Origin of the sequence: Halospeciosus flavus (assembly GCF_029814175.1) — an archaeon.
GTDB classification, from domain to species: domain Archaea; phylum Halobacteriota; class Halobacteria; order Halobacteriales; family Halobacteriaceae; genus Halospeciosus; species Halospeciosus flavus.
In genome coordinates this window covers 2046560-2070882 of the sequence record NZ_CP122312.1, presented here as the reverse complement: position 1 = coordinate 2070882, position 24323 = coordinate 2046560, and the positions used below count along the sequence as shown (strand labels likewise).

At 61.9% G+C, this 24323-nt stretch carries 23 protein-coding genes; 15 read left to right on the top strand and 8 right to left on the bottom strand.

Features of this window, described 5'->3' with window-relative positions:
* Positions 1 to 6: 6 nt before the first annotated feature.
* The gene (locus tag P0Y33_RS10910; protein WP_279527437.1) at positions 7 to 1305 is read right to left on the bottom strand and encodes a lamin tail domain-containing protein; all 1299 of its coding nucleotides are present in this window, start codon (positions 1303 to 1305) and stop codon (positions 7 to 9) included.
* Between the two features lie 294 nt (positions 1306 to 1599).
* Here P0Y33_RS10910 and P0Y33_RS10905 point away from each other — a divergent pair, with 294 nt between their 5' ends.
* From P0Y33_RS10905 to ygfZ, 11 genes are all read left to right on the top strand, one after another.
* Complete coding sequence (locus P0Y33_RS10905; RefSeq protein ID WP_279527436.1) at positions 1600 to 2166, top strand: winged helix-turn-helix domain-containing protein; 567 nt, start codon at positions 1600 to 1602, stop codon at positions 2164 to 2166.
* Positions 2163 to 2717, top strand: coding sequence for a hypothetical protein (locus P0Y33_RS10900; protein WP_279527435.1), 555 nt, complete (start codon positions 2163 to 2165; stop codon positions 2715 to 2717). The genes P0Y33_RS10905 and P0Y33_RS10900 overlap by 4 nt, the downstream gene beginning before the upstream one ends.
* 99 nt (positions 2718 to 2816) lie before the next feature.
* On the top strand, positions 2817 to 3044 hold the full coding sequence (locus P0Y33_RS10895; RefSeq protein ID WP_279527434.1) for a hypothetical protein: 228 nt from the start codon (positions 2817 to 2819) through the stop codon (positions 3042 to 3044).
* Between the two features lie 105 nt (positions 3045 to 3149).
* Positions 3150 to 4697, top strand: coding sequence for a Na+/H+ antiporter NhaC family protein (locus P0Y33_RS10890; protein ID WP_279527433.1), 1548 nt, complete (start codon positions 3150 to 3152; stop codon positions 4695 to 4697).
* 849 nt (positions 4698 to 5546) lie between these two features.
* Positions 5547 to 6692, top strand: a complete 1146-nt coding sequence (locus P0Y33_RS10885) for an ISH3 family transposase (protein ID WP_279527432.1) — start codon at positions 5547 to 5549, stop codon at positions 6690 to 6692.
* A 1909-nt stretch (positions 6693 to 8601) separates the two neighbouring features.
* Positions 8602 to 9819, top strand: coding sequence for a Cdc6/Cdc18 family protein (locus tag P0Y33_RS10880; RefSeq protein ID WP_279527431.1), 1218 nt, complete (start codon positions 8602 to 8604; stop codon positions 9817 to 9819).
* 353 nt (positions 9820 to 10172) lie between these two features.
* The gene (locus P0Y33_RS10875; RefSeq protein WP_279527430.1) at positions 10173 to 10814 is read left to right on the top strand and encodes a hypothetical protein; all 642 of its coding nucleotides are present in this window, start codon (positions 10173 to 10175) and stop codon (positions 10812 to 10814) included.
* Entirely contained in the window at positions 10807 to 12240 is a 1434-nt protein-coding gene (locus P0Y33_RS10870; RefSeq protein WP_279527429.1) for a hypothetical protein, read from the top strand. The genes P0Y33_RS10875 and P0Y33_RS10870 overlap by 8 nt, the downstream gene beginning before the upstream one ends.
* A 103-nt stretch (positions 12241 to 12343) precedes the next feature.
* Complete coding sequence (locus tag P0Y33_RS10865) at positions 12344 to 12949, top strand: HalX domain-containing protein (protein ID WP_279527428.1); 606 nt, start codon at positions 12344 to 12346, stop codon at positions 12947 to 12949.
* A 91-nt stretch (positions 12950 to 13040) separates the two neighbouring features.
* Positions 13041 to 13337 carry a DUF6432 family protein gene (locus P0Y33_RS10860; protein ID WP_279527427.1) on the top strand — a complete coding sequence of 99 codons (297 nt, stop codon included), beginning with the start codon at positions 13041 to 13043 and terminating at the stop codon, positions 13335 to 13337.
* 37 nt (positions 13338 to 13374) lie between these two features.
* Entirely contained in the window at positions 13375 to 14463 is a 1089-nt protein-coding gene (ygfZ, locus tag P0Y33_RS10855; protein WP_279527426.1) for a CAF17-like 4Fe-4S cluster assembly/insertion protein YgfZ, read from the top strand.
* Here the strand turns inward: ygfZ and P0Y33_RS10850 are convergent.
* From P0Y33_RS10850 to P0Y33_RS10835, 4 genes are all read right to left on the bottom strand, one after another.
* A complete protein-coding gene (locus P0Y33_RS10850; RefSeq protein WP_279527425.1) occupies positions 14454 to 14855 on the bottom strand; it encodes a DUF7522 family protein in 402 nt (133 codons plus the stop codon). The two genes, ygfZ and P0Y33_RS10850, sit on opposite strands and share 10 nt — an antisense overlap.
* A 498-nt stretch (positions 14856 to 15353) precedes the next feature.
* Positions 15354 to 16448 (bottom strand): geranylgeranyl reductase family protein, encoded by a 1095-nt coding sequence (locus P0Y33_RS10845; protein WP_279527424.1) that lies wholly within the window; start codon positions 16446 to 16448, stop codon positions 15354 to 15356.
* Positions 16449 to 16867: 419 nt separating this feature from the next.
* On the bottom strand, positions 16868 to 18208 hold the full coding sequence (locus tag P0Y33_RS10840) for an alkaline phosphatase family protein (RefSeq protein ID WP_279527423.1): 1341 nt from the start codon (positions 18206 to 18208) through the stop codon (positions 16868 to 16870).
* A gap of 344 nt (positions 18209 to 18552) precedes the next feature.
* Positions 18553 to 19086 carry an inorganic diphosphatase gene (locus P0Y33_RS10835; protein WP_279527422.1) on the bottom strand — a complete coding sequence of 178 codons (534 nt, stop codon included), beginning with the start codon at positions 19084 to 19086 and terminating at the stop codon, positions 18553 to 18555.
* 113 nt (positions 19087 to 19199) lie between these two features.
* Here P0Y33_RS10835 and P0Y33_RS10830 point away from each other — a divergent pair, with 113 nt between their 5' ends.
* Positions 19200 to 19547: a PadR family transcriptional regulator gene (locus tag P0Y33_RS10830; protein ID WP_279527421.1), complete on the top strand. Its 348-nt coding sequence runs from the start codon at positions 19200 to 19202 to the stop codon at positions 19545 to 19547.
* On the opposite strand, the gene P0Y33_RS10825 is transcribed toward P0Y33_RS10830, so the two are convergent.
* Together P0Y33_RS10825 and rnhA are read right to left on the bottom strand one after the other, a co-directional pair.
* Positions 19548 to 20150, bottom strand: a complete 603-nt coding sequence (locus P0Y33_RS10825) for a DUF7108 domain-containing protein (RefSeq protein WP_279527420.1) — start codon at positions 20148 to 20150, stop codon at positions 19548 to 19550.
* A 9-nt stretch (positions 20151 to 20159) separates the two neighbouring features.
* Entirely contained in the window at positions 20160 to 20753 is a 594-nt protein-coding gene (rnhA, locus tag P0Y33_RS10820; protein WP_279527419.1) for a ribonuclease HI, read from the bottom strand.
* A gap of 175 nt (positions 20754 to 20928) precedes the next feature.
* Here rnhA and P0Y33_RS10815 point away from each other — a divergent pair, with 175 nt between their 5' ends.
* The 3 genes from P0Y33_RS10815 to P0Y33_RS10805 all read left to right on the top strand — a co-directional run bounded on the left by P0Y33_RS10815 (position 20929) and on the right by P0Y33_RS10805 (position 23010).
* Complete coding sequence (locus P0Y33_RS10815; RefSeq protein WP_279527418.1) at positions 20929 to 21900, top strand: transcription initiation factor IIB; 972 nt, start codon at positions 20929 to 20931, stop codon at positions 21898 to 21900.
* A 64-nt stretch (positions 21901 to 21964) separates the two neighbouring features.
* Entirely contained in the window at positions 21965 to 22672 is a 708-nt protein-coding gene (locus P0Y33_RS10810; RefSeq protein ID WP_279527417.1) for a phosphoglycerol geranylgeranyltransferase, read from the top strand.
* A gap of 44 nt (positions 22673 to 22716) precedes the next feature.
* Positions 22717 to 23010: a hypothetical protein gene (locus P0Y33_RS10805; protein WP_279527416.1), complete on the top strand. Its 294-nt coding sequence runs from the start codon at positions 22717 to 22719 to the stop codon at positions 23008 to 23010.
* Between the two features lie 256 nt (positions 23011 to 23266).
* On the opposite strand, the gene P0Y33_RS10800 is transcribed toward P0Y33_RS10805, so the two are convergent.
* Positions 23267 to 24322, bottom strand: a complete 1056-nt coding sequence (locus P0Y33_RS10800; protein WP_279527415.1) for an ABC transporter ATP-binding protein — start codon at positions 24320 to 24322, stop codon at positions 23267 to 23269.
* Position 24323 lies beyond the last annotated feature (1 nt).

The window sequence follows — 24323 nt, the reverse complement described above, 5'->3', positions numbered from 1 at the left end:
ACCCCGCTACTGTGCAGGATAGCGATGTCGGAGGACGGTCGTCCCGGACTCGTCCGTGACAGTGATGGTGTCGCCGTCGTTGTCCCAAACGGGATGGGTGACGTCCCAATACAGGTCGTTTTCGTCCCACTGCCCATCGCCCGTGTGCAGCCGGAATTTCTCACCGGCCTGCAGCGTGAAGCCGTCGGGGAGGTGGAACTCCCAGCCCTCCGTGTCCACGACGGTGTGACCGGTCAAGTCGAGGGCTGTCTGGCCGTCGTTTTTGAACTCGACGTACTCTTTTGCGAGATTCGCCTTGTCCCCGCCCTCGGGATTCGCGTTGAGGTCCGTGACGACCAGCGGGACGTCCGTCTCGGCGTTGTTGAACCCACCCGGCTGGACCGTATCCGAGCCCCGGAACCACGTGTAAGACCCCGTCTTCCCGACGAGGAACCCGTCGGCGGAGTCGAGGGTGAAGTTCGCCGTCTTCGTCTTGTACTCGAGGAAGAGCGTCCCGTCTTTCCGGAAGTACTTCTGCGGGGAGGCCCCGTTTCCGCCGGCGAGATAACTCCGCGAGCCGAAGTTCACCGAGAAGTTCCCGGGATCGACGTCGCTCGGCGTCACCCACTCGCTCGCGTCGGCATTTTTCGGCGGCGACCGAATCGCGACCAGTATCCGGTCTTTCGCGTAGGGGTCGAACTCGTTGGGGTTGGTCCCCGGCATGATCTTGATGTTCGCCCGTTTGACCTGGCGTTTCCCGTCCGCGGGCCGGATCGAGACCGGCTTCTGGTCGGCAAGCTCGAACCCACGCGTGTTCGACGGCTCCCCGGAGAGAAAGCGCCAGGCGTCGACGCCGCGAAGCGTCTTCGGCGTCACCTTGATCGTCGAGCTACTGTCGCCGACACCCCAGAACGCACCGCCATCAGTGTGGCCAGCGCTCCACTCCCACTTCACCTTCGCGTTGCCGCCCTCCCACTTCTCGAAGTCGTCGTCGAACCCCATCGTGTCGTCACGAACCGCCCACTCGCCCTTCGAGCGCGAGAGCCCGGAGAGCTTGAAGAAGGCCGTCCCGCCCGACTCGGCCTGCGAACTGCCGTGTAAGAAGACCAGCGAGGACCCGACCGGCCCCTCGTAGATGAACATCTGCGACGCCGCGGGTTCCTTGACGATATCCACCGGTGGGTTCGCCGTCCCCGACGACGACTGGTAGTTGTAGAAGGCCTCGACCGTCTCGTCGTTGTACGAGAGCGGGTCGACCTCCCAGCGGAGTTTCCCCTGCCGGACGATGTACGACTGCTCACTCGACGTGGACCCGGACAACGCCATGTATGCGCTCGTTCCTCCGAGTGCGAGCGCTCCACCACCGAGTGCGAATTCCCGGCGTGAAAGGGGCAGTGAGGACTCGTCTGCCGACGGCTCCTCGTTCATGTATGCAATAAATTACATAGGTCGAACAGAAAAGGCACATGGCCCCTTCGACCAGTCTCTCCCCTTCGCGATTCGGACGCTTCGGCGGCCAACGAACTATGGGGACTGCGAGAAGCCGGGGAAACCTTCACCGTTCTTCGAGATCGGCCATGGGACAACGTTGAATAGATTATTTTGCCTGTGGGAAATATTATGTTCCTCCACAGCGTGGTGTTGGATATGGCGGACTCTCGTAATGGGGACGACGAACCGGCGTATGTCTCGCAGTGGAAGGACGCAACGACGGGATTTGACCGAGTGCGGTCGGTTGCGTCGTCGCTCGAGGAGCCGCGGACAGCGGGCTGGATCGCCGATGAAGCACATGTCTCCGAGCCGACGACGCGGAATCATCTCGAACGTCTCGTCGACCTCGGTGTGCTCGTTACCGACGAATCAGCACGGGGCAAGACGTACTATCCGGATCCGGTCTACACACGTCTGACTGCAATACAGGAACTCGTCGCAGAGAACTCTGAAGCCGAACTCACTGAACAGGCAACAGCCATCCAAGCAGATATCGAGTCCTGGAAAGCGGAGTACGATATCGAGTCACCACGGTCGCTTCGGGCGTCCGTCACGGAAGACGTCTCGGTTGAGGAGGCCCAAGAGCGGCTGCGTATCGCGGAAGATTGGGAGTCCGCAAAGTACCAACTCTCGCTACTTCGGGACGCGATCGACCACTACGAGACGTATACTGCACGTCCACCGGCCTCTGCATGACCGACGCGGGCGAAGATGATGACGGTAGTGAGCAGCCTCCCGTCAATAGCGAGTTCGACCGCCAACCACAGCGGCCGGATGGCGGTTGGGAGTCGACGCAGGAAGACGTCGAGAAACGGCACCGGATTCTGCGATCGCTACGCGAGCAACTCGAACACCATCCAGCCATCATCTCCGCGTGGGGGAGCCCGGACGGGCAGTATGCCGAACTTGAGTCGGACGTCGACCCAGCACAGTTCGGGCACGATGGTGAATCGGCGTCATTACGGGTGACGTGGCAGCCGAATCCGCACCTTCCACCGGAGACGAGTCTCGACGACCGCCGTCGGACATCACTCACGTCGAACTTCAAAATCCACTATAGCGAGTCGTCGGGATTCGACTGCGGCGTCCATCTCGAACCGAATCCACACGTCGACGGCCACCTTCACTATCAGGAGCGGGCGTCACCAACCGACGAGTACGACTACGACGAAGTATCGCTTGCAGCGACGGCGCCGGTCGGTGTTCTCTGGGAGGCCCTCGAAATTATCGCAGATCGGCTTCAGTAGGTGTCGCCCCCTATCGAACGCCAATCCTTCTGAGATACCTCTCAGAATGAGGGCAACCTTCACCATTCTTCGACTCCTCTATAGAGTATCATGCCGTCAATGACCACTTACGACGGGACCGAAGTCGACGTCGAACACGTCAAACCCCTCTCCAATGGGGGCGCTCGCTTCGACGTCGAGCACCCGGACGGCCGCCGGTGGCAACTCGACGTCTCGCGGACCGGTGAGTCCGAAATCGTGACGAGTTGGCGCGACGGCCAACTCGTCGACCTAGACATCCCGGATTGGCTCGACGACCTCCTCGCACAGCTCGCGCGCCGGTCGTGAACTGACTCCAGTCGAGATATTTCTCTAGGGGCCGCGGTGGCCCTCCCGGTCGACGGCCGGTCAGTCATCCCAAGAGTTAATGCTGAACTCACGGGAGTACCGTGCATGGCTACGTTCGGCGCGCTATCGGTCGTACCGCCACTCGTCGCAATCATTGCGGCGGTCGTCACGAGACGGGCGATCCCGGGGCTGTTCATCGGCGCCTGGGTTGGGGGCATCATCTACACCGGTGGACACGGACTGGGGATCACCTTCCACTGGATCATCGAGTCGGTCGCGACGACGTTCCACGTCTCGTTGCTCTTGTTCATCTTCCTGCTCGGTGCGGGGATCGGCTTCATGTGGAAACTCGGCGGCTCGCTTGCGGTCCGGGATTATGCCGCCGCGCGCCTGCAAAATCGCCGCCAGGCCGGCATCGTGGCATGGCTGCTCGGACTGGCCGTCTTCTTCAACGACTACGCGAACACGGCCATCGTCGGCACGGCGATGCAAGACGTCACGGACAGCCTCGGCATCAGCCGCGAGAAACTCTCCTATATCGTCGACTCGACGTCGGCACCGGTCGCGACGTTCATGTTCTCCGATTGGATCGCGTTCCAACTCTCGATGATTCGTGAGGGCTACAAGGCCGCCGGCATCACCGAGACGGCCCCCTCCGCGTTCGTCGTCTTCTTGCAGTCGATTCCGTTCAACTTCTACTGCCTGCTGGCCATCGTCATGGTCGGCATCATCGTCATCAGCGGCCGTGACTTCGGCGAGATGAAGGCCGCCGAAGAGCGGACCCTCTCGACGGGCGAGGTCATGTGGCCCGACGCACAGCCGATGCAGAGCGTCGAGGGCGACCTTGGCGAGCCGCGGACGAGTAAACCCATGCTTCGCGTGTTCATCGCGCCGATCGTGATGCTCGTCGCCCTCACGCTGGTCGGCGTCTACTGGACCGGCCGGAGTGGCGGCGACCTCGTCGGCATTCTGGGCAGCGCCAACTGGGCCCTCTCGCTCGTCTGGGGTGGCGCCGGCATGGTCGCGACCGCGGCCTACTACGGGCTTCGCCACGAGATCCTCACCTTCGACGAGACGGTGACCACCTTCGTCGACGGCATGAAGATCATGATGACCGCGGGCACCATCCTCGTGCTCGCGTGGACCATCGGGACCGTCACGACCGAACTCGGCACCGGCGACTACGTGACCCAACTGGCCGGTGACTTCGTCTCGCCGGCCCTCCTGTTGGTCGTCATCGCGGTGACCGCAGCCTTCATCTCCTTCACGACGGGCACCTCCTGGGGGACGATGGCCGTCCTCACGCCGATTGCCGTCCCGCTGGGCGTCAACGTCGTCGGGATGAGCGTCCTCGGGCCGGTCATCGGGGCCGTCTTCTCGGGCGCCATCTTCGGTGACCACTGTTCGCCCATCAGCGACACGACCGTCCTCTCCTCGACGTTCACCGGCGCCGACCACATCGACCACGTCCGCACGCAAATCTACTACGCGGTGACCGTCTTCCTGGTCGCCGCGGTCCTGTATCTCGCCTGGGGGTTCCTCGCGATCACGCCCTACATCCTGCTCCCCCTGGGCGTCCTCGCGCTCGTCGCGCTCGTCTACGGTCTCTCCTCGCTGGACTTCAGTATCGGCGTCGCCCAACGCGGTGAGTGAGTCGGCGGTCGTCGCATACTGACCCGGCTTTTTGAGGTCGGGTTCGAGCTCAGGTTCAAAGCTCGAGATTCGGGGTTCCAAATTCGACGATCTCGATCGGCTCCGTGTTCTCACGACATTACTTCGACCCGCACTGACCGGCCGTGGATGTCCACAGCCAGGGGGTCGTAGAACGATGACGATGAAGCACACTCGCACTGATCGGCTGTGGATGTCCACACGCCGACGACCGATCGTCACGCAGTGATGGGTGGCGAGGCGGCCGTCGCGGCGTCGACGCTGTTGGACACGCCATCGACCCAAGCTGTGCACTGGCACCCGACCCAGGACGATGTACAGCGACCGATCGGCCGGCTGTACAGTGGAACACGCAATGTACAGCCGACCTGTGTCGATGCACAGGCGGGTTGTCCACCGGATACGTCGAGTGTGAAACAGTCGAGAGTGGGTGTATATCCGGGAAATCCGGCTGTACATTGGCCGAATCTACCTGTGCATTGGTCACACCGAATGTGCACAAGCTGCACTCGACTGTGTCTGCGGGAAATGAGGCTGTGCATCGGCACAACCCGGCTGTGCATCGGGTCGATTTGGCTGCCCATCGGGTCGATCTGGATAGTGGACACACCGTTTGTGAGTGGTCGGTGACGACTCGTTCTGGAGGACCACTTGACGTGCGGTTTGGGCGAGTCTCGGTTTGGTCCAGGGACAGGAGCGCGTCTCGTCGTCGAGTACTGACACAGTCGAGGAGAGACGGTGACCGGCGGGTACATCGGGGGTCGCCTCGGCAGTGGGGTTCAAACTCAGTCGATCACATCGGCTTAGAGAGAGTGTCTGCTTGGAGAGAGTGTGGAACAAACCCCAGCAGACAATGAGATAGAGGAAGAGCACCTGCTTAATTTTGTCGTCAACAGTCTCGGAGACGAACTTCCAATTGACCTCGCTGAGAACGTGAAGGTCACCTCCGAGGAGTTGTACGAGGTCCTCGCCGGCGCCAGCGCCGGCGGGACCTCGATCAATCACGTCTGCGAGACGACCGATGACTCGCCGCACGCCAATACCGTCCGTGGACACCTGACCGATCAGTTCGATCTTGACACTGTTGAGGCGGTTGGGAACACGCTGCTTCAACGGGACGTCCTCGAGACGCTGCCAGATCGACCGGTGGAGGTCGTTGCCGACCTCCACCTCGACCCCTACTACGGTGATGAGGACGAAACGGAGTCGCTGTACTTCTCGCAGGCGAAACGAGGCACCACGACGTTTCACACCTATGCGACACTCTACGCACGCGTGCGGAACAAACGGTACACGCTGGCGGTCCGCCAGCTGGAAGCTGGCGAGACCACCAGCGATGCCCTCGAAGAGTTCCTCACACTGCTCGACGGCCTTGACTTGCGCGTCAAGGCCGTCTATCTCGATCGCGGCTTCTACAACAGCAGTTGCCTTGAGCTGTTGCAGGCTCGCAACTACGCGTACGTGATGCCGATCGTCAAGTGGGGCGAACGGATTCAAGATGAACTCAGCAAGGGATGGAGTCGCGTGATTGAACACGGACTCGCTGGGCGAGTCCGGTTCCCCGTGTTCATCGACTGCGTCTACCAGCAGGGCCGGTACGACGAACACGGGGTGGCGCGTCACGGCTACGCCGTTGACGCGCCGTTTATCGAGACACCACGCGATGCCCGAATCCACTACAGCAAGCGCTTCGGCATCGAAGCGAGCTACCGATTAGCCAAGCAGAGCCTTGCACTCACGAGTTCGCGGGACGCTGGACTTCGACTCCTGTTGTTTATTGTGAGTCTGCTGCTCCAGAACGTCTGGCGGTATCTTCACTGGATGTACGTGGCGGCGCCCCGCCGTGGGGGGCGCCGCCTCTGGCCGTGGTCGTTCAGAGAGTTCTGTGAGATGGTGGTTCGCGCTGCTTGGACAGCCCTCGGAGTCCGCAGGGCTGTCCCAGCGAACCAACCACTGGACGGACGGTTCTTCCGATAAGCCGCCCCATTTGGGGTATCTAGTGAGTGGAAACACTGTCGCGTCGGCGGCGGATCGCCGCCGACAGCGACTATCCAATGCCGAAATTCACCGACACCAGCTGTTCGAGACGGTCCGACCACAGTTCACAGAGATTCAGCGCTTAGAAGACAAGATCGTCCGGTTGTCGATGTGATCGACTGAAACTAGGTAGCGATATCCCCACGAGTTCGTCGCTCTATTGAGTCCGATTCGGGCGTGAGGCGTGAGTGTGGCCCCGAGAGTGTGGGTGTGTCCATAACCAAGATGAGGAGGGGCGCCTGCAGATGCCGCATCACGTGCCCCCGAGTGTGTCCATGACGGCCCGGCGTGTTTCCTCGACGTCGAGTCGAGTCGTGGCCAAGTCGAGTCGAGTAGACGGGTCGGTCGGGCGGTCGCGTCGCTCACGCTGGCGTTGGTGTCGACGTCGACCGGAAGCGTCACACGGACCACGCACCCGAGTTCGACCTCTCGGACGTGCGGACCGCCGCGGCGAACCGATGCACAGCCGGATTCAGAGGTCGAGTGGCAACGAGAGCATGGCTCGGGCGTTCTAGGGGAGCGAGTGGGCATGTACAGCCAGCCCAGCCGACCGCAAGGAGAGCATGTACAGCGAGTTTGGCGGTTGTGCAGCGGTGGCTGTGCATTCGGCGATACTGGCGTAACCAGCCGAGAAAACCAGCTCAAACCCCAGAATCGCTCGTCGGCGTCGCGAGCGATGTTCGGCGAATCGGGACGTCTCAGAAACGCATTGTCCGGACACCCAACAGAGCGGAGTTCTCTGCGGGTTTCTCGCTGTGCATCGATGGGGCCAACCAATGCCGATCTCGATGTCGCAGTCGACCTCGAGTCACGACTCGGGTGGGTCTCGACGTCGCGAAAACGCCCCCGACCAGTCCGGACGCGACCGATGTCTGGTTCGAGGGGCGTTTCAGCAGAAGGTGATTCCCTGGCTACTGACTCAATGGATGGCCCCGGATGGTGAAACGAGCATGATTGTGGGCCCAACTTGCGGAGCAATTGCTTCGCTGTACATCGTGGTTCAACGACGGAGATCGCTGGATATTGTCTCTTCGCCACGCTGTGTCCGTTTTGGTCGCTGTGCATCCGCAGTCTCTGTCGAGCGGGGATTCTCGGCGCCGAGATTGCTTCCGGGACGCCCTGCAGGGACGCGGCGCCGCGACCGTATCCCTGGTACGAGCAGAATGTAGGGGTTCTTGCAGTCCCCAGATCGACGCCGATCTTGGTGGAAACCGAGACACCCACACACCAGGTAACGAGTGAAGTACCGAGATTATCCGTATTCTCAGGGGCTCTGTCGCGGATGTCACTTTCACCACAGAGTCAGTCTTCACTCGGTGTGGGGTGTGTCTGGACGACGAGATCGGTACACCCCCACCCCGGTGCTTCCGCATAATCTCACTGTAGAGGGGGTGACTGCTTTCCTTTGGCTCACGACTAAGACGTCTACTGACACACTTGATACCGAGTGAAACTGCTTGGGCAGACACACCCCACACCGAGTGAAGAACCTCCAGATACCGTGGCTACTTCACTCGGTGTAGAGTGTGCCTCAATTTCTCTACGTAAATCGGAGGAAGGCAAGGAAAATACTAGATCGAGAGCCACACTTCGTCGGAGCTCCATACGCCCCCACCCGGGGGCTTCCGCATAATCGTCTGAGAAAGCCCGGTAGCAAAGCGGATGCACTTCCTCTCCATGAGACGTAGTGGCCCCGGTATTTCCGGAAAATACTCGAAGAGAATCTCTCATATATCCTGAACGCTCCAAAAACCATCTGCTCATCTATTCACTTCTCTCCCCCAGATTATCGGGAAAATGCGGATGGGGTGGTTTTATTACTCTCGCAGTCTATTGTTTTGGTGACTCAATGCAATCTTTCGGTGATTCTGGAATCTTCGCGAATGAGGATGCGCTTCGAGAGGATTGGACACCGACGGAACTGCCGGAGCGTGATGACGAGCTGGAAGCGATACATAACGCTCTCGCTCCTGCCTCTCGTGGAACAACTGCACACAACCTCTTCCTCTATGGCAAAACTGGGCAAGGAAAAACAGTTGCAGTGAAACACAAAACCACTCAGTTGGAAGAATGGGCAACAGACACTGGCGAGATAGATCTCGAAGTAATCTGGCTCTCCTGTAACAACATCACGAGCTCGTATGGGTGTGCGACAAAACTGGTCGAGAAGCTATCTGGGAAGAATCCGAATGGCCACGACCAGCAGACAGTCTTCGATAAACTCTACGCAGAGCTTGACTCGATCGGCGGATCCATTATCATTGTACTTGACGAGATTGATAATCTCGGACAAAGTGATGATCTTCTCTACGCACTTCCACGTGCACGATCAACTGAGAAACTGACTGACGCCCGCGTAAGCGTTATCGGTATCTCGAATGACTTCAATTACGTCTCGAACCTTTCCCCGAAAGTCAAGGGAACTCTCTGTGAGAAAGAGGTTGAATTCACTCCCTACAACGCCACCCAACTCCGCTCAATACTTGGGCGACGCGTTGAGATTGCGTTTCAGGATGGGGTCGTTACTGAGGCGGCGATCGCTCTTGCAGCAGCCTATGCTGCTCAAGAGAAGGGGTCTGCACGACAGGCGATCCGCCTGCTCTACGAAGCCGGTGAGACAGCACTCACTGAGGGAGATGATGAGGTTACGGAAACGCATGTTGAATCTGCTCATTCAACACTAGAGAGGGAACGCATTGTCGAGGGAATTCGAAATGTTACGCCGCAAGACCAAGTTGTCCTTGCGGCAGTTACCCTCTTGGAGGCGAAAGGGGAAACGCCGAGTCGAACGAAGCACATCTACGAGCAATATACCGGGTTATGCTCACAGATCGATTTGAACCCTCTCCAACAACGAAGTGTTCGAAATCATCTCCAGGATTTAGCGATGCAGGGATTCGTCGAGTCAGAGCGTCGGCAGAGCGGATTGCAGGGTGGTGACTACTACGTTTTCCGCCTGAATACAACGCTTGAAATGACAATCGATGTCTTGTCCGAAGACAGTCGATTCCAAGAGGTTGGGATTGCTGACCAACTTTCGCGGGCGAGCAAGAATCAGTCTCGATAGCAAATCAGCTATCTAGATTCAATGCGATTATGCGGAAAGACCGGGGTGGGGGTGTGCTACAATTTGCATTCATTGACCTCACCATCACACCTTATCGTGAGATTATGCGGAAAGACCGGGGGGAGGGGGCGACCCTGACACCACTCTCATTGAGGTTGTCTTCACTCGGTATCGGGTGTGTCTGTCGTCGTCTTCACTCGTTGTCGGGTGTGTCTCAGTAGTACTTGACCCTCCCCTCTGTGAATTATGCGGAAAGACCGGGGTGGGGGTGTGGCGAAGGCCTGTCGAAAAAGGCCGTTTCTCCTGGCGTATCAGCGCAATCTCTTTGCTACTCTCTGCAACACGTTCACACGATGCCCGATTGGTCCCGACGCCGCGCCCTCCACGCGCTGGCGACTGGTGCGACGGCCGCACTCGCTGGGTGTAGCAGCGAGAGTGGCTTCTCCCAGGAATCGACTCCCAGCCGGAACCGACGCACGCCCGTCACCGACTACACGTCGCGGACGGTCCGCGACCAGGACGGCGACGCGATCTTCTGGACCGGCGAGCGTCCGACCAATTCTCGGCGGGCGCGACGAGACCAGGAGTACCTCACGTCGGCCGACGAGGTCTCGAAGGTACACTTCGCCCCGGACAGCGAGGCGGCCGCCGACCTCCGGCAGTTCGTCGAGGTGACCGACTTCGAGACGCAGTCCGTCTCGCTTCGGACGACCGGGATACCCGAGTGCTACACGCTCCGGCTGTTGAGCGTCGCCCGCGGACTGGACGGCTACACCACGTCCTACTGCTACGAGCCGCGGCCGGCCGACGTCGCCTGCGCGGCCGAGGTTCAGGACACGGTCGGAATCGCCATCCGCCTGCCCTTCGCCGGCGACGAGTTCAACAGCCGCGGCTCGTCGTGGAGTCGGACCTGCCGCGAGCGGCCGTATCCGGTCACACCCTCGAACGAGAACGAGAACGAGAACGAGACGACGGAGGTGGGCGACGATGCGTGATGCGTCTCGTTCGGCTGGGGAGGTCGACCCAGACTCCGCTCCCGATCCTGACCCTGTCCACGAACCCGATGCTCCGACGACCCGCCGTGGCCTTCTCGCGGGCGGTGCTGCACTCACGACGGCGGCTCTGGCGGGCTGTTCGTCGCTCCCGATCGTCGGCGACGAGGAGCCACGACTCGGGTTCGATCCGAAGACGCTACCCACCTCACTCGTCACGTCACTCCCCGCCCGCCCGTCGGTGTATCCCGGTCCCGTCCCGGACCAACTGGCCGCCCACCACCGACAACGCGCTCGAACTCTCCTCGAGGAGGTGCCCGCCGATCTCTCGTTCCCGAATGGGATGATCACGAAGCGACTCAGACGCAACCGGAAGGATGCCGCCCAACTCCTCCGGGAGGGTCCCGACGAGGGAGAGACGACACCACTCGAACGCCTCGACCACTGGAGTTACGTCCGGATGGATATCGCGGAGGTGTGGGGTGCCTACCACGCGGCGACCGGTGACGTCGACGCGACGACGCTTGCGTCCCGTCGCGAGGAGATTCGTCACGACCTCGTGGACTTCGAGCGAGCGTGGGACTACCCCGGGACGGACGTCGTGTCGGCACTCGCGGTGAATCGCCGCTTCGAGGACCTCCGGACCTCGTGTCGACGCTCGCTCACCCCACACCGTCGTGCTCCGGACGCCCCGACGGCCGCGGTCTTCCGGATGGGAAGTCTCGTCCGCGACCTCGAACGAGCACGGTCCGAACTCGACGACCTCACGGGCCTCCACGACGCCTACCGGAACTCGGTTTCGTCGACGCTCTCGAGCTACCGCGCGAACCTCCCGATTCTGGCACAGCGACTCGACGAACTCGTCGCGGTGAGTCGCCAGCAGGTCGCCCCCTACCTCGCCGACGACGCACGGCCCTCGGACTTCGAGCGCGACGTCGAAGGATTGCCGGCAGAAGAGCTGTTCGTCGAGGCACGGCGTACTGCAGGGTGGCGTATCGATGACGCCGAGCGGGCTCGCAATCGCGGGAACGACGCGCGAGCTGCCATCCTCTCCGCCCAGGCGCTGGTCGGCATCGTCGCGTTGTCGACGGTCGTCGACGCGATCCGTGCGGGAAAGTACGGTATGCCCGACTCGGTCGCGGTGATCGAACGGCACCGCGACGCCGCGGTCGAGGCGCTCGACCGAGTGAGTTCACTCGATCCCTCGTTGCTCGCGACGGTACTGACGTCTCCCGCGTGGGACGTGATCGACGAGCAGTCCTACACCTTCCAGCAGGTTACCGAACGCGAGCGCGAACACGTCGGCGAACTCGACCAGTCGGATGTCGTCAGCGTCGACGCAGCCTTCGGGCTCGCGCTCCACCTCGCCCGTGCGGTGCCCGAGGTGCTTCGACGGGTTCGTTCGGAAGTCTTGACGGTCGAGAACTGAACGCCAGTCCGACTGTCCCAGTGCGGGTCACTTCTCGAAACGACGACCGTACTTTTGTACTCTGATATCCGATTCTCAACTCGTCCGAGGGGGACGAAGGAAGATGGCTACAATTTTGCTGATCGCGGACGAGGGACCGCTGTCCGACCGGTACAGGGGATGGCTCGCCGACGCACACACGGTGAGAGTCGCCTCGACCGGTGAGCGCGCGCTCGCGACACTCGACGACGAAGTCGACGCCGCGCTCCTCGAGCGACGACTGCCGGACGGCACCGGCCGGGCGGTCCTCGAACGACTCCGACGTGAGGGATACAGGTGTCGTGTCGCGCTCCTCGCGGACGTCGAGCCGGAATTCGACGTCGTGCGGGCGGGGTTCGACGAGTGTCTGGAGCGTCCGGTAACGCGGGCGGTGCTGTCCGCGACCATCGACCGATTGTGCAGGCGCCGTCGCTACGACGAGCGAGTTCGGGAGTACCACACGCTCGTCCGGGAGCGGACGGCACTCGAAAAACGCCTGTCGGACGAGACCCTGGCCGCGTCCGCGGAGTACGAAGAGCTCCAACACGAGATCGAGACGGTCGAGACGGCTCTCGACGACCTCCTCGCTACCTTCGACAGACAGGATACCGTCGCACTGTTCGCGAATCTCTCGACGCCGATGTACCGACCCGACGACGAGACCCGGCGAACGCACGGCGTCGCAAAGTAGGCCTCTGGTGCAAACAGCGCCCTCACCGTCGTAGACTCCCTTTCCAGTGCGGGGGATACCGATAAGTTCCCAGCAGTCGTCACCTCCATTCATGCAGGCAAATCGCGAGCTTCGCGAGCGCCCGGACACCGAGGTCGCGGTCCTGGACGCGCTCGTCGACCGCGAAGAGGGGATGACGGTCTTCGAGCTCCGCTCGCACGTCGATGCCGACATCGACGAGCTGGAGACCGCCCTCGCCTCGCTCAAGGAGGACGACCTCGTCTCGGCCGACACCTCCCAGGACCCGACGGTCATCACGGCGACCGAGCGGGCACGACCCGAAGAGGGCGAGCCGACCACGAAAGAGCAGTCGTTCGTCGACTGGATTCGCGACCGAGTCGGCCTCTAGGGACGGACTTATCCTCGCCGCGCGCCGACGCTGGAGTATGACTGTCGTCAGGGAGTTTCACGAAGACTACGGAGCGACGTTCGGCGACATCGGTGGACGGACGCTCCCACTCGAGTACGGCCGGTCGGCGCGAACCCACCGCGCGGTTCGAAACGTCGTCGGTGCCACCGAACACGCCTACGGCATCCTTGTCGTCGAGGGCGACGACCGCCTCGACTTCGTCGACAACGCGATCACCAACGAGGTCCCCGCCGAGGACGGCGAGGGCTGTTACGCCCTCCTCCTCGACCCACAAGGGGGAATCCGGACGGACCTCTACGTGCTGAACGCGGGCGAGAAACTGCTCGTCTTCACGCCGCCATCGAAGGTCGAGGACCTCCACGAGGAATGGGAAGAGAACGTCTTCATCCAGGACGTCGAACTCTCGGACGCGAGCGACGCGTTCGGCGTCTTCGGCGTCTACGGCCCGAAGGCGACCGAGAAGATCGCCTCTGTCTTCAACGGTGGGAGCAGCCCCGAGGCACACCTCTCCTTCGTTCGCGGGCGGATGGGCGACCACGGTGTGACCGTCCTCCGCGACGACGGCCTCACCGGCGAGGAGGGATTCATCGTCGTCTGTGCCGCCGACGTCGCCGAAGACGTGTTCGGCACCCTCATCACGAACGGACTGAACGCCGTCCCCTTCGGTCGAGACGTCTGGGAGGCTCTCACGCTGGAGGCGGGGACGCCGCTCTTCGAGTCCGAACTCGAAGGTGTGGTTCCGAACGTTCTCGGCCTGCGGAACGCTCTCGACTTCGAGAAGGGGTGTTACGTCGGCCAGGAGGTCGTCTCGCGCGTCGAGAACCAGGGTCGACCCTCGCGACAACTCGTGGGGCTCGTGGCCGACGCGGTCCCCGAATCCGGTGCAGCCGTCTTCGACGGCGACGCCTCCGTGGGCGAGGTTACCCGCGCCGGCGAAAGCGAGATGCGTGAAGAACCGATCGCGCTCGCGCTGGTCGACTACGGATTGGACGACGAAGCCGACCTCACAGTCCGTGTCGATGGCGAGGAGGTCGACGCACATGTCGAGCCACTCCCGTTCGTCGAGGGGAGCGATGAGTCCGACCGGCTACCGCGCTACGACTGAGGCAACTCGGCTCCGATATCCCCGTCGGGAATCTGTTCGTCCGTCGCGTCGAGGAGTTCCTCGACAATGTTGAGTGAGGAGTCGGCGACGCCGAAGACAAGTCCGCGCTGGTCGGTGAGTCTGGCGTGGACGACGATTCCGCCCTCGAACAGCCGAATCGTCGCCCGGATACAGCCAAATTCGTGGTACAGCGACTCCTGGAACTCCTCGGAGAGGTTCTCCAGGTAGGCGTCCCTCGCGATATCGTGGACGCGTTCGGCCGTGTAGACGTCCTCGTACCCCTCCTGCAGGTACAGTACCTCGTAGTCCCCCTCTTCGTAGTAGCCGATTCCGAGCAACGCGTCCCCCGCACGCTCGCGACAGGCAGTAGCGAGAGTTTCCTTCCAAGACATATGGTAGCCAATTCGACACTGACGTGAAGTACCTTGGGGACAAGCCCCGAGGCTTCACCGTTTTGGGTCGCACCGCGCCCACAGGCGAATTTAATTCCCCTCGACCTTCCGCTTGCGCGGTCGGCTGGAATTAACACCCGAACACTCGCTGTGTCCGTGAGGGTCGGGGCCTCCACCAGCCCCCGACAACTCCCGTCTCACCGCCGTAGCGGGTTTTGAGAGGAGCCGCATTTCCATACTCCCGAACGACCAGCGAAGGCATTGAGGTCTTCAACGCCATACTTTGAGGGTTGTGTTCTGGCCGTTGCATCTTGCTACGTAACGTGGTTTGATGAATTCTTCGACGGGCTTCACCCTCGGGGTCAAGTGGTTCGAGAGACGAAGTCTCTCGTCATCACGGAAATCTTCGATTTCCGGACGATCCCGAGGCACTCGCCCTGCTCCGTCTGTAGAACAGCGTTTGGTTTCTTCGAAGACAGATATCCGACCCGACAGCTCTCAGCGCTTGACGAGGTTGGTCAGCCCTTCGCGGGTGAACAGCGACGTCGGGCGGTCCATGTGGACGCCGATCTTCCCCGAGGTGAGCCACAGGCCGACGTGCTGGACGGGTGACGGGAGGGCGTACGCCTTGCGGATGTGGCGGCCGAGGCGAATCTCCGTCTCCAGTTCCTCACACCAAGCTTCCTCGTAGGCCGCGAGCGTCTGCGGACTCTGTGGATTTATCTCGCGGGCGGCACAGTCTGCGGCCGTCATCCCGTAGAGGATGCCGCCCCCGGTGAATGGTTTCGTCTGTCCGGCGGCGTCGCCGATCAGGAAGCCACGCTCGCTCGTGACGGTGTCGGGCGGACCGACGGGGATGAGCCCGGAACAGCGGTGTTCGATGTTCTCGGCGACGCCGTAGTCGGCGACGAACTCGTCGAAGCGCTCGGCGACGTCACCCTCGGCGTCGGGTGTCGCTGCGAGACCGTACTCGACGCCTGCATCGCCTCGGGGGATGCGCCAGGCGAAGAAATCGTCGACGGTCAGGTGGACGTCGACGAAGTCCTGGCCGTCGGGTTCGGGGTCGAAGGCGAGGACGCCGTGGAGGAACTCGTCGGGTTCGGGTAGGTCGAGCGCGCGGCGGACGCGCGAGCGCGGGCCGTCACAGCCAGCGACCATCCGCGCCTCGACGTCGAACTCGCCGTCCGGGCCACGGATCGTGAGAACGACGTGTCCGGGTTTCTCGACGACGTTCGTGACCGTGTGGCCGTCGCGGACGTCTGCACCCGCGTCCGCGGCCGCCTCCGCGAGGACCTTGTCGAGTTGGACGCGGTCGACGGCGTTCGAGACGGGTTCGTCTTTGTAGAAGGGGTAGGCCTTCGAGTCCGGCCCGCCTGCGTGGAAGCGTGCGCCGTAGATGGCGTTCTGGAAGAGGTCCTCGCGGGCGTCCGCGGGGACGTAGTCCCAGATGTCGAGGCTCACGTGGCCCGAACACGCCAGTGGCTCCCCGATCTCGCCTTGCTCGAAGACGATGACGTCGTTGTGACGGTCGGCGGCCTGCCGGGCGAAGCGTGACCCGGGTGGGCCGGCCCCGACGACGGCGAAGTCGTACATCTCGACGGTAGTTGGCGGCGGGGAGTAAAAGGACTCCCGGGTTGCTCGGCGCGGGATACCAGTTGTTGGTAATACGATTTCTTTATTCAGTGTGGAACATGTACTGAAGGTGTTCCGTGGCTAGTTACAGCTTCAATCGTGAATAAATGTGCTGTACGACTAACGACTGATACTGATCGGTCGGTTCGGCGAGGACATCACTTCGAGAGGTCTTCGGGCCTAAACAGTAAGGGAGTACTTTGAACCAGATCCATAACGATTGTTCACGTGCACCAACGGAACTGGTGCGCGCACTCCCCCCAGACGAGCCCGAATCAGGCACCGCTCGGCAGACTGGTGTCGCGGACGGTGTGCGGCGGCTCCGGTCCACGCGACCGCCGTTCGCGACATCGATCCGTTCTTCGTCCCGTTTGACCTGCCTAGACGAGGCTGCGGCCGTCGAGTTCGTCGGCGTCGTAGTCGACTTCCATCAGTTCGAGGATGGTCGGCGCGATGTCGAGCAGGTCGACGTCCGTGACCGAGACGTCCTCGTCGTCGACGAACAGCGAGGCGTTGTCGAACTTGTGCATCCCGTCGCGCGGACCGGGGGCGAATACGTCGTCGGCCCCACGGAATCCGGCCTTCAGGTCGAAGCCATCGTTCGGGATGGCGACGAGATCGGGCGCGATGTCTGTGTGTTCGCCCTCGAAGGCGTCTTCCTTCTCGACGACGCGGTCGAGGACCGGTTCGCCGTCGGGGCCTTCGAGCGCTTCGAGGTCCGCCTTCAGCTCGTCGCGGACGTTCTCGTACTCGTCACGTCGGACGCTCCCGCGGGGTTCGCGCCCTTCGAGGTTGATGTAGAAGCGACCCGGGATGAAGGAGTACGCCGTCGTCGACGCCGCGATGTCGTCGAGGCTCTCGTGGTCGTCGTCCTGGAACTCGAGCCACCCCTCTTGGCGGAGCCACTCGTTGAAGTGGACCTCGTAGTCGAGGCTGGTGAAGCCGTGATCGGACGCGACGATCAGCGTCACGTCGTCGGGAAGCTGGTCGCGGAGCCTCCCGACGTACTCGTCGACCTTGCGGTAGAACTCGAGGAACTCCTCTTTGTACTCGCCGCCGCGGGCGTAGTCCTTGATGAGGAAGTGATTGACCCGGTCGGTCGACATGAAGACACCGAAGAAGAGGTCCCAGTCGTCCTGCTCGATGTAGTGTGAAAACGCCTCGTAGCGGGCGTCGAGGACCTCGTGGGCGTTCTCGACGAAGTCGGACTTGTCGTCTTTGTGTCCGAGTTTCGCGTTCACGTCGATATGGTAGTCGTGTTCCTGGAGGTAGTCGCCCACGTCCTTCGGGTGGGAGGCCTTCTCGATACCGGGCGAGAGGAAACCCGAAACCATCCGTTGGATGTCACGCTGGGGCGGGAACGTGACGGGGACGTTGAAGACACTCGCCTTCCGGCCGTCGTCGGTGACGCGGTCCCAGAGCCGGTCGGCCTGCACGTCGCTGCCCATCGGGACGTACGTATCGTAGGTACCGACTTCACGGTCCTGGAAGCCGTAAACACCGGTCTCACCGGGGTTCCGACCCGTAGTGAGTGCGGGCCAGCACGCGCTCGATTCCGGAGGAACGATACTGTCGATTGCGCCTGCAGAGCCGGACTCGGCGATGTCCGTCAGATTCTCGAAGACCTCGGGATTGTCCTCGACGAGGTCGTACGGAATACCGTCGAGTCCGAGGAAGGCGACACGTGGCGCGTCGCCGGAGAGCCGATCGAAGAGTCCCATAGACGCGTTAATCTACGCGCTCGTAAGAAGCTTCGTCTCCTGCCCCGATTTGCCTCCGTCTACGACTCTCGGGCGCCGTCGTCCTCGTCGGGCTCGCCGTCGGACTCGTTCCCGGACTCGAAGTTCGTGGGGACGACCGTGACGTGTCGGATCCCCATTGACTGTTTGGCGGCCATGCTTACCTCTATCTAGGGCGTCTCCCACCAAAAGATTACCCATACGCATAAAGCATACCGACCTCGCCGGTGTATGTTCGGAGGTAATGGGCGGGCCGATGGCGTCGCCAGCACTGCCGCTCGGGCGGTCGACGGCGTGAAAACGGAAGAGAGTGGAGTACGAGGTCGCTACTGGAACTCTTCTTCGTAGAGGTCCATCGCGTGCTCGATGGCGTCCTTCGCGGCCGCCTTGTCGTCCCAGCCGAGAACCTCGACCTGCTTGCCCTCTTCGAGGTTCTTGTACGTCTCGAAGAACTCCTCGATCTCGTCTTTCTTCTGCTGAGTGAGGTCGTCGAGGTCTTCGACGTGGTCGTAGCGCGGGTCCTCAGTCGGGACGGCGATGACCTTGTCGTCCTTCTCGCCGTCGTCGTCCATCTCCATCAGGGCAACCGGACGCGCCTCGACGACGCAGCCGGGGAACGTCTGGTCCTTGACGAGGACGAGGACGTCGAAGGGGTCCTCGTCGTCGTAGTAGGACTGCGGGATGAAGCCGTAGTCGCTCGGGTAGTGGACGTTCGAGTGGAGGACGCGGTCGAGCATCACACCCGGGATGTCCTTGTCGTACTCGTACTTGTTGCGCTCGCCCTTGAGGCACTCTACGACGGCGTAGATTTCCTCGGGCGGGTTCGGACCAGTTTCGAGGTCTTCCCAGAGGTTGACCATAGTCGCTTGCGAGTGCGTACGACGGTGAAAAAGGCCTTTCGGGTTCCGGTTCGCTGGTAAAACGGCGGGGAATTTGAGAAGGGTTTATATAGCCGACCGACATTTACTAGAGTATGTCAGAGGCACAACCTGCGGCGCGTACCAGCGCTCGGGATCTGACTGCGTTCCAGAAGAACATCCTCGTCGTTCTCGCAGAGGAAGCCCGATACGGGCTCGCCATCAAGCGAGAACTCGAAGAGTACTACGGGAAAGAGGTCAATCACGGACGTCTCTACCCGAACCTCGACGACCTCGTCAACAAAGGTCTCGTCGAGAAGAGCGAACTCGACAAGCGAACGAACGAGTACGCTCTGACCGACGACGGCTTCGAGGCCGTCCTCGACGATCTGCAGTGGACACTCGAGAAGTTCGTCACCGACGACGAGCGCGCCGAACTCGTCCGCGAAATCGCCGAAGCGTAACTACTCCCGCTCCGGGAACGTTTTTCCAGCGACGTCGAACACGTAGCGGAGCGACTGTTCTAACGCCGCCTCCTGGTCGTCGCTCAGCCACGCGTTCCTGACGACGTACTCGGTCCGGAACTCTTCAATCTCGTCAGCCGTTGCCGTGGCCATCGACCGCGCGTAGTGATTGCTCATGAAGTCCGCGAACACTCTCGCGTTGGCCGCGTGGACGTCGCCGTGTCGTTCGCGGACCGTCTCGACGAGGTCGTGGTTGCGCTCTTCGGCCGTCTCGAAGTCGCCCTGCTCACCACCACGCGACAGCGGCACTTCGGCCGCACGGTCGGTGTCCTCGATGCGTTCGGTTCGGACCGTCCCTTGGTCGTCGAGCCACTCCTGCGGGTAGCAGACGAGCGTCTCGCGTTCGTCCTCCCGAACGCGGGCGGCGAAGTCGTGCTCGTCGAGGAGTTCGTCACGGTGTTCGCGGTAGGCTGCGGCCTCGTCGTCGACGACCGCCTGTCGGGCGAGTCGGGTGAGCCGTTCGGCCTCGTCGACGACCGAGTCGGGAAGTTCGTCTGTCGGGGGCTGTTCGGCGTCGGACTGTGGCTGGTCGTTTTCGGGCATCTCGGGTAGTCAGGCCTCGTCGAGTGCTTCGTTCGCGAGTTCGTCTGCGCGTTCGTTCACTTCGCGGGGAACATGGGTCAGTGACCACTCGTCGAACTCGTCTAAGAGTTCGCGGACCCGAATCCGTTTTTCCTTCAATTCGGGATCGTTCGTGTTCCACGCGCCTTTGACTTGCTTGACGATGAGCTGGGAGTCACCTTTCACGACGATCTCGTCGAAGCCGTACTTCGTGGCGGTCTCCAACCCGCGGATGAGGGCTTCGTACTCGGCCTGGTTGTTCGTCGCGCGGCCGATGGTCTCGCCCCCTTCGGCGACGATGCCGTCGCCGGAGACGAGCACGTATCCCACGGCGGCGGGACCCGGATTCCCCCGACTCGCGCCGTCGAAGTGGAGGTGGACTCGCCCACCGCCGTCTTCGAGGACCGACGTGATGTCGACGGGCTTGGCCCCCTGGACGACGACCTTGTCGTCGTAGGCGACCGCGTTCGCGTCGCCGAGTTCCGCACGCCAGCGTTCGTGTTCGGTGTGTCCTTCCTCGACGTCCGCGCCGGCGGCGTCCAGTCGCTCGCGGGCCTCCTCGACGTCGCACTCGATAACCGGCATTGACCGAACGTCACCGCTGTACGGATTTAGGGGTTATCGTTTTCGGTTCGATACGCGTGCCCAGTCTTCGGGTCTGTGGCGTCGAAATACGCACTCTCGGAATATTGCCCCACGTTGTCTGACGAAAATTTGGCCGGTACATTGAAGTGAAGTAAAAACACAAAATTCAAGAAGGATGACTGGACCAACCCGCGAGCGGGAGCGAGAGGAAGCGCCCGTGGAACAGGAGAGCGAGCAGGGGCGTGAGGGGGTCCGAGCGTGTCCGGAGTGCGAGTCGTCGAACCTCGTGAAGAGCGAGGACCGTGCGGAACTCGTCTGTGAGGACTGCGGTCTCGTCGTCGAAGAGGACCAGATCGACCCTGGTCCGGAGTGGCGTGCGTTCAATCACTCAGAACGCCAGGAGAAGTCCCGCGTCGGCGCACCTACCACGCAGACGATGCACGACAAGGGGCTGACGACGACCATCGACTGGAAGGACCAGGACGCCTACGGTCGCTCGATCTCCTCGAAGAAACGCTCGAAGATGCATCGGCTTCGCAAGTGGCAAGAGCGCATCCGGACGAAGGACGCCGGCGAGCGCAACCTGCAGTTCGCCCTCTCGGAGACCGATCGGATGGCCTCTGCACTGGGTGTGCCGCGGTCGGTCCGCGAGGTCGCCTCGGTTATCTATCGCCGGGCGCTCAAAGAAGACCTCATTCGTGGACGCTCCATCGAGGGCGTCGCGACGTCGTGTCTCTACGCCGCCTGCCGGAAGGAAGGGATTCCTCGATCGTTGGAGGAGATCTCGGAGGTGTCGCGGGTCGAACGCAAGGAGATCGGTCGAACCTATCGGTATATCTCCCAGGAACTCGGCCTGGAGATGAAGCCAGTCGACCCGAAGAAGTACGTCCCGCGCTTTTGCTCCGAGCTCGACCTCGATGAGGAGGTCCAGACGAAGGCCAACGAGATCATCGAGACGACAGCCGAGAAAGGACTGCTCTCCGGGAAGTCCCCGACTGGCTTCGCCGCCGCAGCTATCTACGCAGCGTCGCTGCTCTGCAACGAGAAGAAAACCCAACGCGAGGTCGCCGAGGTCGCACAAGTAACGGAAGTCACGATTCGCAATCGCTACCAAGAGCAGATCGAAGCCATGGGCATCCACGGCTGAGCGCTGGGCGTCGGCTGCACCGGCTATCGAAGGGATTTTTGCGCCCGGGTTTAAACCACGTTCCATGAATACTCCGTGGGACGACTGGGACCACGTCCTCAAGGTCGACCCAGACAAGGACCTCGTCGGCGACGAGACCTTCGACGACGTCTGCCAGACTGGGACGGACGCCATCGAGATCGGCGGAACCCTCGACATCACGACCGACAAGATGCAACGCGTCATCGACGCCTGTAGCGAACACGACGTTCCGCTCTACCAGGAACCATCGAATCCCGCGGTCGTCGTCGAAGACGATGCACTCGACGGCTACCTCATCCCGGTCGTGTTCAACGCCGGCGACGTTTTCTGGATCACCGGCGCGCACAAGGAGTGGGAGCGCATCGCGGACATCGCGTGGGAGCGCACCGCCACCGAGGCGTACATCGTCCTCAACGAGGACGCCAGCGTCGCGGAACTCACCGACGCCGACACCGAACAGACCGCCGAGGACGTCGCCTCCTACGCGAAGGTCGCCGAACGGCTCTTTGGCCAGGACATCGTCTACATCGAGTACTCCGGGATGTACGGCGACGTCGACAAGGTCGAGGCGGCTCACGACGCACTCGACGAGACGACGCTCTTCTACGGCGGCGGCATCCGCGACTACGACGCTGCCTACGAGATGGGCCAGCACGCCGACGTTGTCGTCGTCGGTGACCTCCTCCACGACGAGGGCTGTGACGCGGTCCGACAGACGGTCAAAGGCGTGAAGGACGCCCACGCCGAGTGATTCCCCCCCCTGCACATCGTCGGCGGCCTCTTCCGTGAGAGGTGGTGAAGGAAGCCGAAGAGCGTAATTCTCGCTTTCACGAACTGGATCATGGGTCTTCGGCGACAGTTATCCACCTGCACGAGAGAAATATTCACGATTCTGTCTCTAAGTGCACCAATATATCGGAGCAACAGCCGACAGCGTGGGCGAACACGACCATCGAAGTCTCGTTCCCGGCAGTTCGGTCGAACACGGGCCACGACGATGCGGTCGTCGAGAATGCGGTCAGGGTCGCCCGGAAGTACACCGAAAGCAAGGAGATAATCGCTCAGGAGATGGGTTCCACATTCGTGTAATTGGGCCCTCACTTCGGGAACGACTCCGACAAGCAGCGAACTCCAGGGCAGAATCGTCGACAACGCCGCCGCACTGAGAGCGCACCTCGACGGCGTATTCACCGCTCTGGAGACGGAACACGACGCCGTCGGCGTCGGCGGCTACTCCCAGGTCGTCCTCCAGATTCGGCCGCTACTGGCCATCGACCGCCCGGACCTCGAACGTTTCGTCGAATCGAATCGGTCGGTGCTCGCGGAGAAAAAGTAGGGTGGGTCGCTACTCGCGGTAGATAATTCCCGTGTCGGCGTTCCAGCCGACGACCACGTCGTCACCGCGCGAGTGTGGTGGGTTACGCGAGACGTTCTGTGCTTCGACGCTCAGTCGGCGGCCGTTCCACCGAACGTCGTAGCGCGTGCTCGGACCGCGGAACACGGTATCCTCGACTGTGGCCGAGAGGACGTTATCGAGGTCGAGCGAGCCGGTCCCGATGTGGAGCTTCTCGGGGCGGACGACGAGCGTCGCGTCGCCGTCGGCGTCGGGCGCGTCGGCAGGGGGAGCGAACTCCTCGCCACTGTCGGTGACGAACGTCCCGTTCCGGAGTTCCCCTCCGAAACTGTTCACGTCGCCGATGAAGTCCGCGACGAACTCGCTGGCCGGTTCGTCATACACCTCGCTAGGTGAGCCGACCTGTTCGAGGTGGCCCTCGTTCATCACGGCCATGCGGTCGGACATCGTCATTGCCGCTTGTTGGTCGTGAGTCACGTAGAAGAACGTCATCCCGACTTCCTCGTGGATATTGCGGAGCTCGAGTTGCATCTGCTGTCGGAGCTTCCGGTCGAGGGAAGCGAGCGGCTCGTCAAGGAGGATGACGTCCGTACGGTTCGTGAGCGCGCGAGCGAGAGCGACGCGCTGCTGTTGCCCGCCGGAGAGCTCCGTGACGCGGCGGTCTTGGTAACCCGGCATGTCGACGAGTTCGAGCGACTCGGAGACGCGGGCGTCGATCTCCTCCTCGGAGACACCCGAGCGCTTCAGCCCGTAGGCGACGTTGTCGTAGACGTCCATGTGGCTGAACAGCGCGAGGTTCTGAAACACCATGTTCGTCGGCCGGTCCTCTGGTGGCCGATCGGTGACGTTCTGGCCGTCGATAGAGACGGTCCCATCAGTGGGTGTCTCGAAACCGGCGATCATCCGGAGCGTCGTCGTCTTCCCGCAGCCGGACGGCCCGAGGAGCGAGAAGAACTCGCCGTCCTCGATGGTGACGTCGATGCCGTCGACCGCGCGCACTTCTTCGTTGTACACCTTCGTGAGTTCTGAGAGATTGATTTCGCCCATG